This window comes from Streptomyces koelreuteriae, assembly GCF_018604545.1.
Lineage (GTDB): Bacteria > Actinomycetota > Actinomycetes > Streptomycetales > Streptomycetaceae > Streptomyces > Streptomyces koelreuteriae.
The window spans coordinates 8536554-8551684 of sequence record NZ_CP075896.1 but is presented as its reverse complement, the minus strand read 5'-3'; the positions used below and the strand labels follow the sequence as shown (position 1 = coordinate 8551684).

The window sequence follows — 15131 nt, the reverse complement described above, 5'->3', positions numbered from 1 at the left end:
CGTCGGTCGTCGGCTGGGTCATCGGCGGGCGGGAGACGTCCCACCCGGGTCGCGCGGGGGTGTCACGGTGATCGTGGCCGTGGCGCGGTGCGAGGTGTCCGGCACGGTTCCCCTGACCTCGAAGGTTCCGGGCCCGGCGTACTGGTCCGGATCGACCGGGTCCCAGGTCACTCGTGTCCGGCTGTCCCTGGAGCCGTCGTTGTAGGTGGCGACCACCGTGGCGGGGAGCGTCGGGGCCCTGCCGGGACGGGTGGTGAGGCGCTCCTCGGCGACGCTGGTGATCTCGACCGCGTCGGTGTGCCGTACCCACACGGTGGCGGTGACCGGCTGGGCGGTGCGGTCGGCGAGGCCGGTGACCGTGACGCTGGTGCCGCCCTCGGCGACCTGGTCCTCGGTCAGGGCGGGCCAGGCCACGGGTGAGCGGGCCGTGGAGCCGTCGGCGTATACGAGCGTGACCTGATCGGGCAGCTCGGGGACGGTGCCACGGAGGGTGGGGATGTGGGTCTCGCGCACCGACTCCGGTGCCTCGGCGTAGACCTTCCACTCCTGGACGCCGAGGGCGAGATTCGGGTGGCCGGTGAGCTTAGCCCGCAGTGCGGTGGTGGTGACCGGGGTGAACGTGGTCCGGTTGTAGCGGTTCTCTGCGGTGCCGTAGCCGCTGGGGGCGGGGACCTCGCGCCAGGTGTCGCCGTCGCGGTACTCGATGACCCAGGAGGCCGGCACGCCCACCCCGTCGGCCGCGCCCGGCTGCGCGTCGCGGAAGAAGTACAGGTCCGAGCCGTCCACGCGGACCGGGTCCTCCCAGGTGTACTGGATCCACTGGGTGTCCTTCTGGGGCCAGCTACCCCAGCGCGGGGCGTCGGACGACGAGGCCGGTTCGCGGCCGTCGTTGATCGCGGCCACCGACTCCCAGCCGGAGGTGTAGGACGCGGTGGGGGTCGCGGACGGTGCCAGGTTCACCCGGCCGTCACCGAGCTCCTCGACCTTCACCACGACCCGTTTCGACGACGTCAACGCCCCGTCGGTGGCGGTCAGTTCGAGGGTGTAGGTGCCTGCCTTGGTGAACCGGGCGACAGTGGTGGGGGTTCGGGGGTCGTCGAAGATGACGGTGCCGCCGTCGGGGGCTTCGGCCGTCTTCCAGGAGGCGGAGAGTTCCCTCTTCGGCAGTCCGTCGTCCTCGGTGATGCCCGTGAGCCTGACCTGGCCCGGCCGGGTGTACGTCGGGTCCCGCCAGGCCTCGACGTAGGGAGGCCGGTTGCGGGCCGTCGGCGGTCGCCCGCCGGTGTCGTAGGCCTGGATCTCCTTCAGGCCGCTGGTGTGGCCGTCGCGGTGGCGCATGAGGACGCGCAGCTTGGCCGTGGTCACCTCCTGGAAGCGCACCCGGTTGAGGTTGGCGCGCGGGTAGGCCGGGGACTTGGCGGGCCGGGCCACGTCCTTCCACTGGCCCGACCGGTCCTGGTGCTGCACGGTGTAGAGGGCCGGTTCGGCGTATCCGCCGGGCTTCTTGTCGCTGGAGAAGTGCAGCCGGACGTCGTCGACCGTGCGGGTGCGGCCGAAGTCGATCTCGTACCAGTCCTCGGCGTTGCCGGAGCCGCGGGCGCCCCAGGAGGGCTCGTTGACGGTGAAGCCGTCGACGGCGCCGGCGATGCCCCGGCCCTCGGCCTCGTGGGAGGCGCGGGCGGTGGCCCCGGCAGCGAGGTTGTTCCCGGCTTTGCCCGTGAGGTCCCGGCCTGCCTTGGCGAACAGGTCGGTGACGCGCTCCTTCGGGCCGTAGGTCACGTCCTGCGGCTCGGCGACATGCGTGCGCAGGCCGGTGGTCCTCACCTTGGCTCCGCCACCGTCGGGGAAGGTGACCTTGCGGGTCGTGGGGTCGTAGACGAGGTGGGTGAGGCGGTCGGCAGTGAAGGCGAGCTTCCCGTCGAGGTAGAGGGAGTACCCCTCGGGGACCCGCTTGCCGTACGGGCGTTTCCCGTCGCCGGGTTCGTCCCACAGGACGGCCGCGTCCGTGCCCCGGTAGTTGATGTCGGTGACCGCGAAGTGCGGCCAGTCGACGTCGATCGGCCACAGCTCGATCTTCCGGTCGGCGCGCGGCCTGAACCCCATCGCGTCCTCGATGACGGTCCAGTTGGTGGTGCCGAGGACGGTGTGGTGGATCCAGGAGCGGTAGCCGATCTTCTGCGGGTCGGCACGGCCGTCGGACCAGAACTCGTTCTGGTCGGGATACCGGTTGTCGCCGTCGATGTAGTGGGCCCAGGCGTTCCAGGACAGCAGCTTCTTGTACCAGGTGCGGTCGATGTACTTGCTGGGGTACTTCCGCAGCACCGAGGAGAGGAAGCGGAAGGTGACCGTGGAGTTGATGACGGAGAAGTTGTTGCTCCCGGGGTGGCCCTGCTCCGCCGCCTCCGCCTTGTCGGCCTGGTTGGCCGTGAAGAAAGGGAAGACGGGGTACTGCTTCGCGTCCGCCCACAGCCGCAGCGCCTCCAGGTACTGCGGGTCCTCTTGCGGCGTGGGCATCAGGCCCACGCTGTACGGGTAGTAGTTGTTGATCTCCTTCCAGGGCACGAGGGTGTCGCTGGCGACGTGCCGGTGCTTGAGCAGTTTGTCCTTCGGGTCCCAGAGGTGGTCAAGGACCGCCTTCTTCACCCGGTTCGCCGTCCCGCGCATCTCCTCGGCCTTCGCCTTCTCGCCGAGCAGGTCGTAGGCGCGGGCGGCCGCCGTCGCGTTGCTGTAGACGTAGGCGGATTCGGCGCGGTCCAGGTTGCCGGGCTTCCAGTCGAAGGAGACCGCGTCGGCGTCGTTGCCGGTCATCGCGCCCCAGTCGTACTCGATCAGCCCGTTGCCGTCCTCGTCGTAGTTCTCGAGCTGGCCCCGGACGTCCTTCTCCGCGTACCGGGCGAGGTTGCGCACGATGCCGTCGGGGCCGCCGTGCACCTGGTAGGAGCGCCAGGCCGCCTCGGAGATGTACTGGGTGTAGCTGTTGGACCAGTTCTCCGGGTCGCCCGGGTTGTCGGTGTACTTGCCGTTCTTCGAGACCTCACCGGCCGACACCCACGGGCCGTACGAGTAGCTCGGGTCGCGCAGGTACTTGAGGTCGTCGACGAACATGCCGACCGTGAGGGCGATGGCGTTGTTGTAGCCGAGGACGCCCTCCATGGAGGTGGGGAACTGGTAGTCGCTGCCCGGGATGTCGGCGTCGAGGTAGTTGTAGCGCAGCAGCCACCAGCGGTAGTACAGCGTCTTCTCGATGTTGTCGTCGGGGACGTCGAGGTAGGGCAGGTTCTCGGCCCACCAACGGTTGTACCTCTGGACGTGCCGACGGAAGGCGGTGGCCGGGGACGCGGTGCGCAGGGAGTCGTACTCCGGGCGGGAGTCGGTGATCTCCTCGGTGACGAAGCCGAGTTGGACCTTGGTGGTGAGGGTGCGTCCGGCCGGCAGGGTCAGCGTGCGGGTCAGCGACTCGCCCTCGGCGGTGAAGCCATCGCCGCTGAGGCGGGGGAAGACGGTCGTGAGGTTGTTCTTCGCGGGCACCGCTCCGGTGAGCTCACGGCCCTCGATGGTCGTGGTGTACGGGGAGGTGGCGCGCAGCCGGACCTCACGACGCTCGGCGCCGGTGTTGGTGAGGGCCAGGTTCGTGACGGCGGTGTTCGCTTCGGTGATGAACTTGGTCTGTGTCACCTTCAGGCCGGTGGCCTCGTGGGTGAACTCGCTGCGCCAGTAGCTGGGGGTCTGGGTGCGGGCGCCGGTGTTCTCCCGGAGGGTGAGGTTCTCGCCGTCGACGTTCAGGGTGATGGTGTACGCGGACCGGTTGTCGATGCTCTCCCAATAGGCGACCTTGCCGGCGAAGCCCAGCTGGGACGGTGTGTGTTCCTTCATGAACAGGGCGCGTCCCCGGGTGAACAGCCAGTCCCCCGCCGGGTCCTCGCCCTTGCGGGCCAGCATGCGGTCCATCCAGAAGTCGGTGCCGTCCCCGGCCTCGCGGTCGGCCTCGTACTGGGCGCGCAGAGTGCGGTGGACGGTGAAGCCGGCCGGGAGCGTGGGAACGGGGCGGTCGGATCCGGAGTAGACCGGGTAGCCGATCGCCGCGTTGTCCGCCGCTGCCGGGGCGGTGGCGGCGAGCGGGGCCAGCAGTCCCAGGGTCAGCGCCCCGGCCAGGATGCCGCGGCGGTGTCGTCTTCGCTGTGCGGGCACGGCTACCTCTCGGTGGGCGTTGTCGGGGGCGGGGTCGTCGGCAGCCAGACGCGCATGGTCGAGGGGCCGCGGTTCGCCCAGGAGTGGTAGGGGACGAGGCTGATCGCCTCGGGGTCGGCCGTGGGTGCGGTGGCTTCGTCCACCGGCCGGTACGGCCAGGCGGTGTCATGTGGTTCGGCGAGTTCACCGGGCGCGAGGACCGTGCCGTCCGGCCCGTCCTCCGGTGCGGCGGACGGGTCCACGCGGAGCGCGTCGACGTCGTGTCCGTCCGGTAGGTCGGTGGATTCGGCGCAGTAGACGAGGGGGCCGCGTTGGACGGCCACCGTGCCGCGTGTCGCGTCGATGCGGGAGTCGGAACGGATCCAGCGCGGGGTGACGGGCAGTTCGAGGCGTATCTCGTCGCCGGGGCGGAAGACGCGGGTGAGCTGCACCGTGCCCGTTGCGACCGTACGGCGATTGCCGTCCGGGTCGACCAGCGAGGCCGTCTCCCCGGCCGTCCACGCGGGGACGCGCAGGGACAGGGTCCAGGGGCGGGCCGGGGAGCGGCTGATCCGCACGGCCACGGTCCCGTCGGACGGGTAGTCGGTACGGACCCGCAGCGCCACGCCCTGGCCGTCGCCCAGGGAGGTGGCGAGTTCCGCGTCGGCGTACTGGTGCAGTTGCAGGCCGTCGTCGTCCGCCGTCGCCAGGTACGCCGGGAGCTGGGCGAGGGTGCGCGCCACGTTGGTCGGGCAGCACGACACCGCGAACCAGGGGGCGCGCAGGCCCGAGTCGGCGCGCGGGCTGACGCGGTCCGCCGGGGGCACGGTGCCCCGGTGACGGCGGTGCAGGGTGTTGGCGTAGAAGAAAGACCGGCCGTCCTCGGACGGGGAGGCGGCGATCACGTTGAACAGGGTCCGTTCGGCCAGGTCGGCGAAGCGCGGCTCGCCGGTGGCCAGCAGCAGCCGCCAGGCGAGCATCACGGAGGCGACACCGGCGCAGGTCTCCGAGTAGGCGCGGTCCGGTGGCAGCACGAAGTCGTCGCCGAAGGCCTCGTCACGGTGGTGCGAGCCCATCCCGCCGGTCAGATAGGTCCGCCGGGCGACCGTCGCCTCCCACTGCCGTACGACGGCGGCGAGCAGCTCGTCGTCCCCGGTCTCCACGGCCACGTCGACCGCCCCGGCCGCGAGGTAGAGGGCGCGCACGGCGTGGCCGCGCAGGGCGGTGGCCCGGCGTACGGGCAGGTCGTCCTGGAAGTAGGCGCGGCCGAACTCGATGTCGGCCAGACGGCCGTGGCCGCGCCGGTCGAGGAACAGGGCGGCCTGGTCGAGGTAGCGCTGCTCCCCTGTGAGCCTGGCGAGTTCCACCAGGGCCGTCTCGATCTCCGGGTGCCCGCAGACGCCCTGGTTGCCGCCCGGTCCGAAGGCTGTGCAGAGGTGATCGGCGGCCCGCCGGGCGATCTTCGTCAGCTCGCCCTCGCCCCGGGCGCGGGCCTGGGCCACACCCGCCTGGATGAGGTGCCCATGGCAGTAGAGTTCGTGGCCCCATTCGAGGTCGCTGTAGCGGGGCTGCTGGCCAGGGTGGCCGAAGGCGGTGTTCAGATAGCCGTCCGGGTGCTGGGCGGGGGCGATGACATCGGTGAGCGCGGCGACGTCCCCGTCGTACGAAGGACCCGCCCAGGCCATGGCCTCCAGGAGCTTGTAGATCTCGGAGTCGGCGAACTCCCGGCCGCGCCGGTCGGTGTGGATCCGGCCCTCGGCGGCGGCCCGGAAGTTGCCGGTCCAGCCCTCGCGTTCCATCCAGTCGCGGCAGTGGCCGAGCGTCGCGGTCGCGTTGATGTGGCGGCGCCGGGCCCAGAAGCCGCCGGTGATCCGGACCTCGTCCAGGCCGAGCGGGCGCAGCCGGCCCCGGGTCGGCGCCACCGGCAGCACGAGCGGGCGTGCCGTGTTCTCCGTCACCAGTCCATGCCTTCGTCCACGTCCTTCCGGTGGTCCGTCTGGTCCGTCTGGTCTGTCGAAAGGGCTCTGCGGTGGCTCAGCCCTTGAGGGCGCCGGACATGAAGCCCCTGATGTAGTGCCGTTGCAGCAGCAGGAAGAGCAGCAGACAGGGCACGGCCAGGACCACCACGCCCGCCTCGGTGGCGCCGTAGTCGACGGCGCCCATGCTCTGCTGGCGCAGGTTCGCGACGGCCAGGGGCAGCGGTGCCTTCTCGCTGTCGGAGATGAGGATCAGGGGTGCGATGAAGTCGTTCCAGGCGGCGAGGAACGCGAACAGTCCCACGGTGATCAGCCCCGGCCGCACCGCGGGCAGAAGCACCCGGCGCAGGGCGCCCGCGGTGCCGCAGCCGTCGACGAGGGCCGACTCCTCCAGTTCGCGGGGCACCGCCTCGAAGGAGATCCGCATCATGAAGGTGGCGAACGGCAGTTGGAACATCGCCAGGACGAGGCTCAGCCCGATCAGCGAGTTCTGCAGATGGAGCCGGCCCAGCAGGACGTAGAGCGGGATGAGGAGGGTGGCGTAGGGGACCATGAGGATGGCCAGGGTCAGCAGGAACAGCAGGTTCTTGCCGGGGAAGTCGAAGCGGGCGAAGGCATAGCCGCCCAGCAGGGACACCCCGAGGGTCAGGGCGACGGTCAGTGCCGAGACGACCGTGCTGTTGAGCAGGTATCGCCACAGGCCGGCGTCGTACTCCAGCAGTGTCCGGTAGTTGCCGAGGCCGTAGCCGGACTGCTGGGCGGTGCCGGGCTGGCCGCTCACCGACGCCCAGGCGTTCCACAGCAGAGGAAAGAGGAAGATGACGGCCAGGGAGCCGGCGACGACGTAGTGGGGCGTCCGGCCCAGGGCGCGGGTGAGCACCGGGGTGTCCCTTCTCATGAGGCGGCGGGTGTCATGACTCGTCGGCGCGGCGCAGGCCCCGGAACTGCAGGGCGTTCAGCAGGAGCAGCGCGGCCAGCACGAGGTTCGAAAGGGCCGCCGCGGTACCGAGGTTCAGCCGCTGGAACGCCTCCCGGTAGATCAGCTGGACGACGGTGACCGTGCTGTTGTCCGGGCCGCCCTTGGTGAGGATGAAGAACTGGTCGAAGGCGAGCAGGGAGCCGGTCACGCACAGCAGCAGGCACAGCGCGAGGGAGGGCCGCAGCAGCGGCAGGGTGATGGAGCGGAAGATCTGGGCGCGGCTCGCGCCGTCCATCCGTGCCGCCTCGTACACCTCGTGCGGGATGCGCTGCAGGCCCACGAGCAGGATCAGCATGTAGAAGCCGGCGAACTTCCAGACGATCAGGAACACCGTCGACCACAGGGCCGACGTCGGTGAGCCGAGGAAGGACACCGGGTCGTCGACGAGGCCGAGGCCTTCGAGGATGCGGCTGAGCGGGCCGGTGGTCGGGCTGTACAGGCCCCAGAACAGCAGGGACGCGGAGGCCAGTCCGAGGGCGCCGGGCAGGAAGTAGACCGTGCGGAAGAAGCCCGCGCCCGGGCGGGACTCCTGCACCAGCAGGGCCAGGAGCAGCGCCAGGGCGAGCAGGACGACCGTGACGATCACGGTGTAGAGGAGGGTGAAGCGGATCGCCGGCCAGAACAGGGTGCTGTCGGTGATGTCGGAGTAGTTCTCGGGCGCGTTGACTCCCCGGTCTCCCCCGAGCAGCGGCCAGTCGCTGAGCGACATCTGACCGACCAGCAGCAGGGGCAGCAGGAAGAAGACCGTGACGAACACCGCCGTGGGGGCCGCGTAGGCCAGGCCTTTGGCCTTGCGGGAGCGCCAGCGGGGCGGGGGTGTGCCGCCCCGCGGCTGCGGCGAGGTCACGTGCGCGGCCGTCGCCCGGACTGCCACTTTCACCGGCATGGCTCTCCTTGGCCGTAGGACGTCATGGCCTTAGGTCGTCGGGAGGGTCGGTTCAGTCGGCCAGTGAGGCGGTGACGGCGTCGTTGTCCTTCTCGACCGACTTGCCGTCGCCGAAGACGGCGTGGCGCATCAGCTCCAGCCAGGGCCCGTTGGGGTCGTTGAAGGTCTGGCCGAACTTCATCGCGTACGGGGTGCGGCCCTCGGCGACAAGTTCGTTGATGGTGACCAGGCGTGGGTCGGCCTCGGAGTGCTTGTTGGACGCGAGGTCGGTGCGGGCCACCACGTCCTTGTGCGCGGCGACCACGTCGACCTGTGCCTTGTCTCCGAGGGACCAGGCGAGGAAGTTCCAGGCCTGGTCGGCGGACTCGCTGGTGGCGGAGATGCCGATGGCGTCGCCGCCGACGAAGGTGGACTTGCCGCCGTCGGGACCGGGGATGGGCGCCACGCCGAGGTCGAGGTCCTTGGGCATCAGCCCGAGCGTGGTCGACGGCATGGGCATCACGCCGACCTTGCCCTTGGGGAAGATGCCGGTCCAGGTCGTGCCCGTCTCCTCGCGGGCGCCGGGCGCCACGATGTCGTCCCGCACCCAGCCTCGGTAGGTGTCGTAGACCTTCTTCGAGGCGGTGGAGGCGAGATTCGCCTCGGTGCCCTCCTCGTTGAGGACGTCCTCCCCCGCCGCCCAGACGGACGGCCACCAGGTGAAGACGCCGCAGCCGCCGCAGTTGCCGCCGAAGAAGGTGCCGTCGACACCGCCGCCGAGCGCGTCCACGGCCCGGGCCTGCCGGTCCCACTCGCGCAGAGTGGTGGGCGGCTTCTCGGGGTCGAGCTTCGCCTTGCGGTAGAGCTCCTTGTTGTAGAAGAGCACCGACAGGTCGAGGGTGTGCGGGACGACGTACTTCTTGTCCTCGTACGTGCCGGCCTTGATGTGGGACTGGGCCAGGTGCTCGGCGAAGGGCAGGGCGTCGACGCGTTCGGTGAGGTCGGCGAAGAGGCCGCTGGAGGTGTAGTTGGGCACGAACACGACGTCGGAGGCGAACAGGTCGGGCAGGTCGCGGGAGCCGGCCGCCGCGCCGACCTTGGCCTGGTAGTCGTCGGTGGGGACGACGGTCAGCTCGATCTTGTTCTTGTGGCTCGCGTTGTAGGCCTTGACCAGGGCCTCGCTCTGCGGCCGGGTCGCCGCCCGCGTCCACATCGTCAGTTCGGTGCCGTCGTCGACGCCGCCGGCGCTCGCCGCCCTGTCCCCTCCCCCGCCGGAGCCGTCGTTGTCCGAGCCGCATGCGGTGACCAGGCTCGCGGTGGCGAGCAGGGCGATGGCACCTGTGACGAGGCGGCGTCTGTGTCCACGCGGTCCGGCCGTGCTCCCCGTGCTCCCCATGGTCGATTCCCCTTGTGTCGCGGCGGGCCGTGCGCGGGCCTGCCGGTCGGGACAATGATGTGGTGGCACTGAACTGAGTGGCGGAAACGGGCCGAAAAGGCTTTCTGAGACGCTAAGGACGCATCCCACTACCCGTCAATCCCCTTGCGTGAAGCGGTTTCTGAGTTGAACTCGAAAACGCGGACCAGCACAGGACCGAAAATTTCCGCGTACTGTTCGGGGTGCCCTCGACGGCGTCGGCAGACGACGCGAGACAGGAGAAGACCCATGGCACAGGCCACCGGCCCCTCGCGTTCGCAGCCCGCCACCCTCAGCGATGTCGCCCGGCTGGCGGGCGTGTCGATCGCCACGGCGTCCAAGGCCCTCAACGGCCGCAGCCAGGTGCGGGCGGAGACCAGGACACGCGTGATCGAGGCGGCCGAGCGCCTCGCGTTCCGTCCCAATCAGGTGGCCCGGGGGCTGCTGGCCGGCCGGACGGGCACCGTGGGTCTGCTGACCAGCGACCTGGAGGGCCGGTTCAGCATCCCGATACTGATGGGCGCCGAGGACGCGTTCGGAGCGGGCGAGGTCGCGGTGTTCCTGTGCGATGCCCGCGGGGACGCGATCCGCGAGCAGCACCATGTCCGCGCGCTGCTGGGCCGCCGGGTCGACGGTCTCATCGTGGTCGGCAGCCGGACCGACCCGCGTCCGTCCCTGGGACGGGAGTTGCCGGTCCCCGTGGTATACGCGTACGCGCCGTCGGAGAATCCGGAGGATCTGTCCATCGTCCCGGACAGCGTCGGCGCGGGCCGGATCGCCGTGGAGCACCTGCTGGCCTGCGGCCGCACCCGGATCGCGCACATCACCGGCGACCCCGGGTACGCCGCGGCGCAGGAGCGTGCCGAGGGTGCCCGGGCCGCGCTAGGCGGCGCGGGGCTGACCCTGGTGGGCGAGCCGCGGTTCGGGGCTTGGTCGGAGGGCTGGGGGCGGGCTGCCACAGCGATGCTGCTGGACCAGCACCCGGAGGTGGACGCGGTGCTGTGCGGCAGCGACCAGATCGCCCGGGGCGTCATCGACGTGCTGCGCGAGCGCGGGCGGCGGGTGCCGGAGGATGTGGCGGTCATGGGCTTCGACAACTGGCGGGTCCTGACGTCCGCGTCCCGCCCACCGCTGACCAGTGTCGACATGAACCTCGAACAGGTCGGACGGGCCGCCGCGCACGCCCTGTTCACGGCGATCTCCGGCGGTACGCGTCGCTCCGGGATCGAGACCCTGCCCTGCCGGGTGGTGATCAGGGGGTCGACAGTGCCGCTGTCATGAGTCGCGGCGCCCGGTCGCGGCTCACTTCGCGAGTCGGTCGAGTGCCGCCAGGACGGGTGCCACACCGTCCTCCTCGGCCAGGCGGCGCGCCACGTCCTGGGCACGGTCGCGGTGCGCCGGGTCGCCCACGGCCCGGCGCAGGGCGGGGGCGAGCGCGCCGGCGGTGAGGCGGCGCAGCGGGACGGCGCAGGGGGCGGTGCCCAGCGCGACGAGACGGGCCGCCCAGAAACCGGCGTCGAACTGCACCGGCACCGGCACGGCCGGGACACCCGCGCGCAGGACGGCGGCGGTGGTCCCGGCTCCGGCATGGTGGACGACGGCGGCCGTCCGGGGAAAGAGCGACGCGTGCGGCACATCGCCGACGGTGATCATGTCGTCGGTGCGGGCGGCCAGGCCCGCCCAGCCCTGCTGGATGATGCCGCGCAGTCCGGCCGCGCGCAGGGCGCGCACGATCTCGCCGCTCAGGCGCTCCGGGTCCGGCACGGTGGCGCTGCCCAGACCGACGAAGACGGGGGCGGGCCCGGCGGCGAGGAACTCCTCCACCTCCGGGGGCAGGGTCCGGGTGTCGTACGGCCACCAGTACCCGGCGATCTCCAGCCCGGGCCGCCAGTCCCGTGGCCGGGGCACGACCGCCTCGCTGAAGCCGTGCAGCACCGGCCAGCGCGCCCGCTCATGGGCCCGGCGGATCGCGGTGAGGCCGGGGAGGGTCATGCCGTGCCGGGTGTGCAGTCGGCGCAGGGCCCGGGTGAAGACCTGGTCGACGGCGGTGGTGACGGCCAGTCCGCCCAGGTGGTTGCCCACGGTGCCGAGGGAGCGTCCGCCGAGCATGGGTGCCCCGAACTCCCTTGTCGGGTGCTGGGGTTGGAGGAACAGTCCGAGGCTGGGCAGGGTCAGGCCCTCGGCGATGGCGCGGCCCAGGGGGGCCACGGCTCCGGCGGCCAGCACGGCGTCGGCGCCTCGTGCCGCCCGGACGAGGTCGTCGGTCATCTCCTCGGCCGCCGACCGGGCCATCGAGACGACGCGCAGCAGTTTGCCGAGCCCCGTGGTGCTGGTGTGCAGGCCGCGGCCGCGCTCGGAGTGCAACTCGGCGTGCGGGTCGACCGGGGTCGGGTGGAAGCGCACCCCGGAGCCGGCGGTCAGCGGCTCGAACAGGGCGTGGGTGACGAGCGTGACCTCGTGCCCGCCGCGCGCCAGCGCCGCGCCCAACCCGGTGTACGGCGCTACGTCGCCGCGCGATCCCGCCGTCATGATCACCAGCCGCACGGGATCCAGTGTGGCCCGGCGGGGCGGATGGCACACTGCGTACGGCGGCAGGGGTCCGAGAATCGCCGGTGCGAGGGATGCGCGGAGTGACGGGGTGCTGGTTCAGGGCTGTGGGCCGGAGCCCAGCGTCTCGACGAGTCTGGTGGCGGCCTGGCGCAGCCGTGGGGACGCGTCCGCGGTGAGGGCGGTGAGCCGGGTGTGCGCCTCCTCGCTTCCGGGTGGCAGCGCCCCGGTCGCCGTCACCCGGCGTTCGAGACCGAGGACGGCCTCGTAGCGGACCGCTTCGTGCGGGTCGTCCAGGCCGCGCAGGAAGCGTCGGACGTCGTGGCGGGTGTGCTCGTCGGTCCCGTCGGTGTCGTCGTCCGTGGCGAGGAGCGAGAGGGCCGCGGCCCGGACCTCGGCGGACGGGGCTTCGTCCGCGAGGCGCCGTACGGCGGGCAGGGCCTGGGTGAGGCCGTCGAGGGCGTTGCGGGTGCGCCAGGTGTGCTTCCCGCCGGCCTCCAGTCGCTCGACCAGGGCCCAGGCCACGGGGTGGCGCTCCCAGAGGCGGAGCCCGTTGTCGACGAGTGCGTCCAGTCCGTCGATCACGCCCGCGCGTATGTCGTCGTCGGGATCGTCCAGGAGCGACAGCAGGAGCCACACGGCGTCCCATCGGGCCCCGGCTCCTACGGCTGTGGCCGCCGCGGCCCGAGTGCGGGCGGGGTACGTCTCGTCGGTCAGGGCCGTGCGCAGGTGCGCGGCGGCCGTTCCCGTGTCCACAGCGCCCAGGGCATGCGCGGCGGACGCTCCGGCCTGGGGATCGCGCAGCCACCGCACCGCCGGTCCGATCACCCGCTCGTCGCCGAGCCGTCCGAGGCCGCACAGCAGCCGTGCGGCGGCCTCGGGATCCCGCTCGGTCCGTAGTGCCACGGCCAGTGCGTCCTGTGTCCACGGCGCTGGCATGTCGAACAGCCGCCGGGCCACGGCGATGCGCACCTCGGGGGACGGGTCGCCGAGGCCCGTGAGCAAGGAGTCCAGGAGCTGCTCGGAGCAGCCCTTCGGCAGCGCGTCCAGGGCCCCCGCGCGGGCGGCGCCCGCGCCCTGCCGGGCGGTGCGGATCACTGCCGCCCGCACCGCCGCGTCGTCCTTCCACCGGTACACCAGGGTCCGGGCCCGTCCCCACACGGCGGGGTCCGGGTCGCCGAGCAGCCCGACCAGGGCCGTGGCATCCCCAGGTGCGCCCAGTGCGGCCAGCCCTTCCAGGGCGTTGATCCGCACGTGGTGTTCCGGGTCGGACAGCCTCCGTGCGAAGGCCTCCGTGACCACAGGTCCCCGGAGTCCCAGCCGGGTGGCGGCGACCGACGCCCTGCGCCGTACGCCCGGGTTCTCGTCGTCCATGAGCAGGGGCAGCACCTCACCGCCCGCCCCGGGGACACCGAGTCGGCCCAGGGCCAGGGCGGCGGCCGCGCGCACCGAGGGGGCGGGGTCGTCGGCCGCGGCGACGAGGACGCGAACGTATGCGGCCCCGCCCGTCCTCCCCAGCCCTTTCACCGCCGCCGTGCGCCGCTCCGGGTCCGCCGCCGCCGTCTCACGCAGGAAGAACGCGATCTGCTGGTCCGCCCCCATGGACACCTCCGAGGAGGAAGACCTGCGAGCGGGACAATGGTTGTGGTGCCGGTCGCGGGGCAACCCGGTCACCCCGCGAGGCGTCCTCCCCGGTGAGCGGGATTGGATTCGCCGGCCTGCCCGACTTGTGGATGGGGACAAGGATGAGTGACAAGGCCCGCAGACTGTTCGAGGCCCTAGACCTCGACCATGACGGGGTTCTCACCCGGGTGGAGGTCATCGTCGCTCTGCGGACGAACGGACCGTCTCTGGCGGCCTCCGGCGTCCTGCCGTTCTGGGGAGTGCAGGACGTCGACGCGTCCTCCGCGCTGTTCGACACCGCCGACCAGAACGGGGACGCGGTGCTGACCCTGGACGAGTTCACCGCGGTGGTGGACCGTCGGTTCGGCTGGAGCTGACAAGCACACTCGCCGAAGCGGTGCGGGAGTTCGACGACGTCGGGGGAACGCTCATGGCCGGTTTCGCTCGGGCGGGCTCCTGATACCGACGCCGGGAGCCGGGGCCTCCTCCCGCGGTTCGGCGGTGGAGGGCCCGGCTCCCGGCTGGTGCGGTGGTTCAGGACGACTGGGCGCTCTGGTACAGGTTCTGCGCGTCCGCGCCGAAGTACGGGCCGTACATGGCGTTCGGCAGGAAGTTGTACTTGAAGCTGTTCACCGAGGACTGCAGGCCGGTGCCGGAGGCCTCGTCGAACTGGGTGAACCACGGGCCTCCGCTGGAGCCTCCGGTCATGTTGCAGGTCAGACCGTGGTCGCTGGAGAACAGGAAGTCGCGGAAGGTGGTTCCGCTGCAGTAGATGAACTTCTCGCCGTCGTAGGGGGCGGCGGCCGGGAATCCGAAGGAGTACATGGGCTTGTTGTAGCCCGTGTTGAAGGCCAGCCCCTGGCCGCCGACGACATCGGTCAGGTTCTTTCCGTCCAGCGGGGCGACGACGGCCGCGCCGATGTCGTGGTTGATGTCCTCACTGGCCGTCCACTGCGGCGTGGACAGGGTCTTCGACGCGGCCCAGGTGCCGTACGGGCGCTGGCCGTCGTGATAGCCGGGCACGAACACCCAGTTGGTGTGCCAGGCCCCCTGCATCTTCACGCAGTGCCCGGCGGTGAGGACGGTGCTCTTGTTGGCGCTGGTGACGGCGTTGCCGGAGCAGGAGGCGGTGCGCCCCTGGTAGGTGAAGAACACCCGCCCCGCGGTCTTGACCACCGCTCCCCCGCCGGACCAGGGGCCGCCGCCGTGCGGGATGGCCAGGGGTCCGACGTCGGAGGCGGGTGCGCTGGGTGCCACGACGGTCGCCTTGCCCTTGCGCGGCGCGGGGGCCCGTACGTCGGAGGGGTCCACGGACAGGGTGTCGAGCGGGGTGGCCGCGCGCATCCGCTGCGGGGTCCAGAAGTCGAGGGCCCGTTCCTGCGCCGAGGGTGCCACGGCTCCGGGTTCGGGCGCGGCGCTCGCGGGTGCGGTGGTGACACCGGTCGCCAGGAGTGCGGCGATGCCGGCGAGTGTGCCGAGGACGGTGTGGCGAGCGCGGGTGGTGCCGCCGGACGGGCGAAGGCTGCGGGGTCTGCCTATCACGCGGTCTCCTTCTGCTGC

10 protein-coding genes are annotated in these 15131 nt (G+C 71.7%); 2 read left to right on the top strand and 8 right to left on the bottom strand.

The annotated features are described in order from the left end of the window. Positions 1 to 18: 18 nt before the first annotated feature. The 5 genes from KJK29_RS38485 to KJK29_RS38465 all read right to left on the bottom strand — a co-directional run bounded on the left by KJK29_RS38485 (position 19) and on the right by KJK29_RS38465 (position 9383). On the bottom strand, positions 19 to 4188 hold the full coding sequence (locus KJK29_RS38485; RefSeq protein ID WP_215124056.1) for an Ig-like domain-containing protein: 4170 nt from the start codon (positions 4186 to 4188) through the stop codon (positions 19 to 21). 2 nt (positions 4189 to 4190) lie between these two features. Further along, positions 4191 to 6125, bottom strand: coding sequence for a glycoside hydrolase family 127 protein (locus KJK29_RS38480; protein WP_215124055.1), 1935 nt, complete (start codon positions 6123 to 6125; stop codon positions 4191 to 4193). Positions 6126 to 6201: 76 nt separating this feature from the next. Then, the gene (locus KJK29_RS38475; RefSeq protein ID WP_215124615.1) at positions 6202 to 7023 is read right to left on the bottom strand and encodes a carbohydrate ABC transporter permease; all 822 of its coding nucleotides are present in this window, start codon (positions 7021 to 7023) and stop codon (positions 6202 to 6204) included. 31 nt (positions 7024 to 7054) lie between these two features. Further along, the gene (locus KJK29_RS38470) at positions 7055 to 8008 is read right to left on the bottom strand and encodes a carbohydrate ABC transporter permease (RefSeq protein ID WP_215124054.1); all 954 of its coding nucleotides are present in this window, start codon (positions 8006 to 8008) and stop codon (positions 7055 to 7057) included. Positions 8009 to 8060: 52 nt separating this feature from the next. Beyond that, positions 8061 to 9383 (bottom strand): ABC transporter substrate-binding protein, encoded by a 1323-nt coding sequence (locus tag KJK29_RS38465; RefSeq protein ID WP_215124053.1) that lies wholly within the window; start codon positions 9381 to 9383, stop codon positions 8061 to 8063. Between the two features lie 267 nt (positions 9384 to 9650). On the opposite strand from KJK29_RS38465, the gene KJK29_RS38460 reads away from it, so the two are divergent. Then, entirely contained in the window at positions 9651 to 10682 is a 1032-nt protein-coding gene (locus KJK29_RS38460) for a LacI family DNA-binding transcriptional regulator (protein WP_215124052.1), read from the top strand. Between the two features lie 21 nt (positions 10683 to 10703). Here KJK29_RS38460 and KJK29_RS38455 read toward each other — a convergent pair whose 3' ends face one another. Next, a complete protein-coding gene (locus KJK29_RS38455) occupies positions 10704 to 11945 on the bottom strand; it encodes a glycosyltransferase (protein WP_251058052.1) in 1242 nt (413 codons plus the stop codon). 102 nt (positions 11946 to 12047) lie between these two features. After that, positions 12048 to 13550, bottom strand: a complete 1503-nt coding sequence (locus tag KJK29_RS38450) for a HEAT repeat domain-containing protein (RefSeq protein WP_215124051.1) — start codon at positions 13548 to 13550, stop codon at positions 12048 to 12050. A 143-nt stretch (positions 13551 to 13693) separates the two neighbouring features. On the opposite strand from KJK29_RS38450, the gene KJK29_RS38445 reads away from it, so the two are divergent. Continuing rightward, complete coding sequence (locus KJK29_RS38445; RefSeq protein WP_215124050.1) at positions 13694 to 13948, top strand: EF-hand domain-containing protein; 255 nt, start codon at positions 13694 to 13696, stop codon at positions 13946 to 13948. 157 nt (positions 13949 to 14105) lie between these two features. Here the strand turns inward: KJK29_RS38445 and KJK29_RS38440 are convergent, their stop codons facing one another. Further along, the gene (locus KJK29_RS38440; RefSeq protein ID WP_215124049.1) at positions 14106 to 15113 is read right to left on the bottom strand and encodes a trypsin-like serine peptidase; all 1008 of its coding nucleotides are present in this window, start codon (positions 15111 to 15113) and stop codon (positions 14106 to 14108) included. Between the last annotated feature and the right edge of the window lie 18 nt (positions 15114 to 15131).

Coding starts and splice junctions, on each gene's coding strand:
- KJK29_RS38465 (WP_215124053.1), bottom strand. CDS start 9,383: ATGGGGAGCACGGGGAGCACGGCCGGACCGCGTGGACACAGACGCCGC.
- KJK29_RS38450 (WP_215124051.1), bottom strand. CDS start 13,550: ATGGGGGCGGACCAGCAGATCGCGTTCTTCCTGCGTGAGACGGCGGCG.
- KJK29_RS38460 (WP_215124052.1), top strand. CDS start 9,651: ATGGCACAGGCCACCGGCCCCTCGCGTTCGCAGCCCGCCACCCTCAGC.
- KJK29_RS38470 (WP_215124054.1), bottom strand. CDS start 8,008: ATGCCGGTGAAAGTGGCAGTCCGGGCGACGGCCGCGCACGTGACCTCG.
- KJK29_RS38445 (WP_215124050.1), top strand. CDS start 13,694: ATGAGTGACAAGGCCCGCAGACTGTTCGAGGCCCTAGACCTCGACCAT.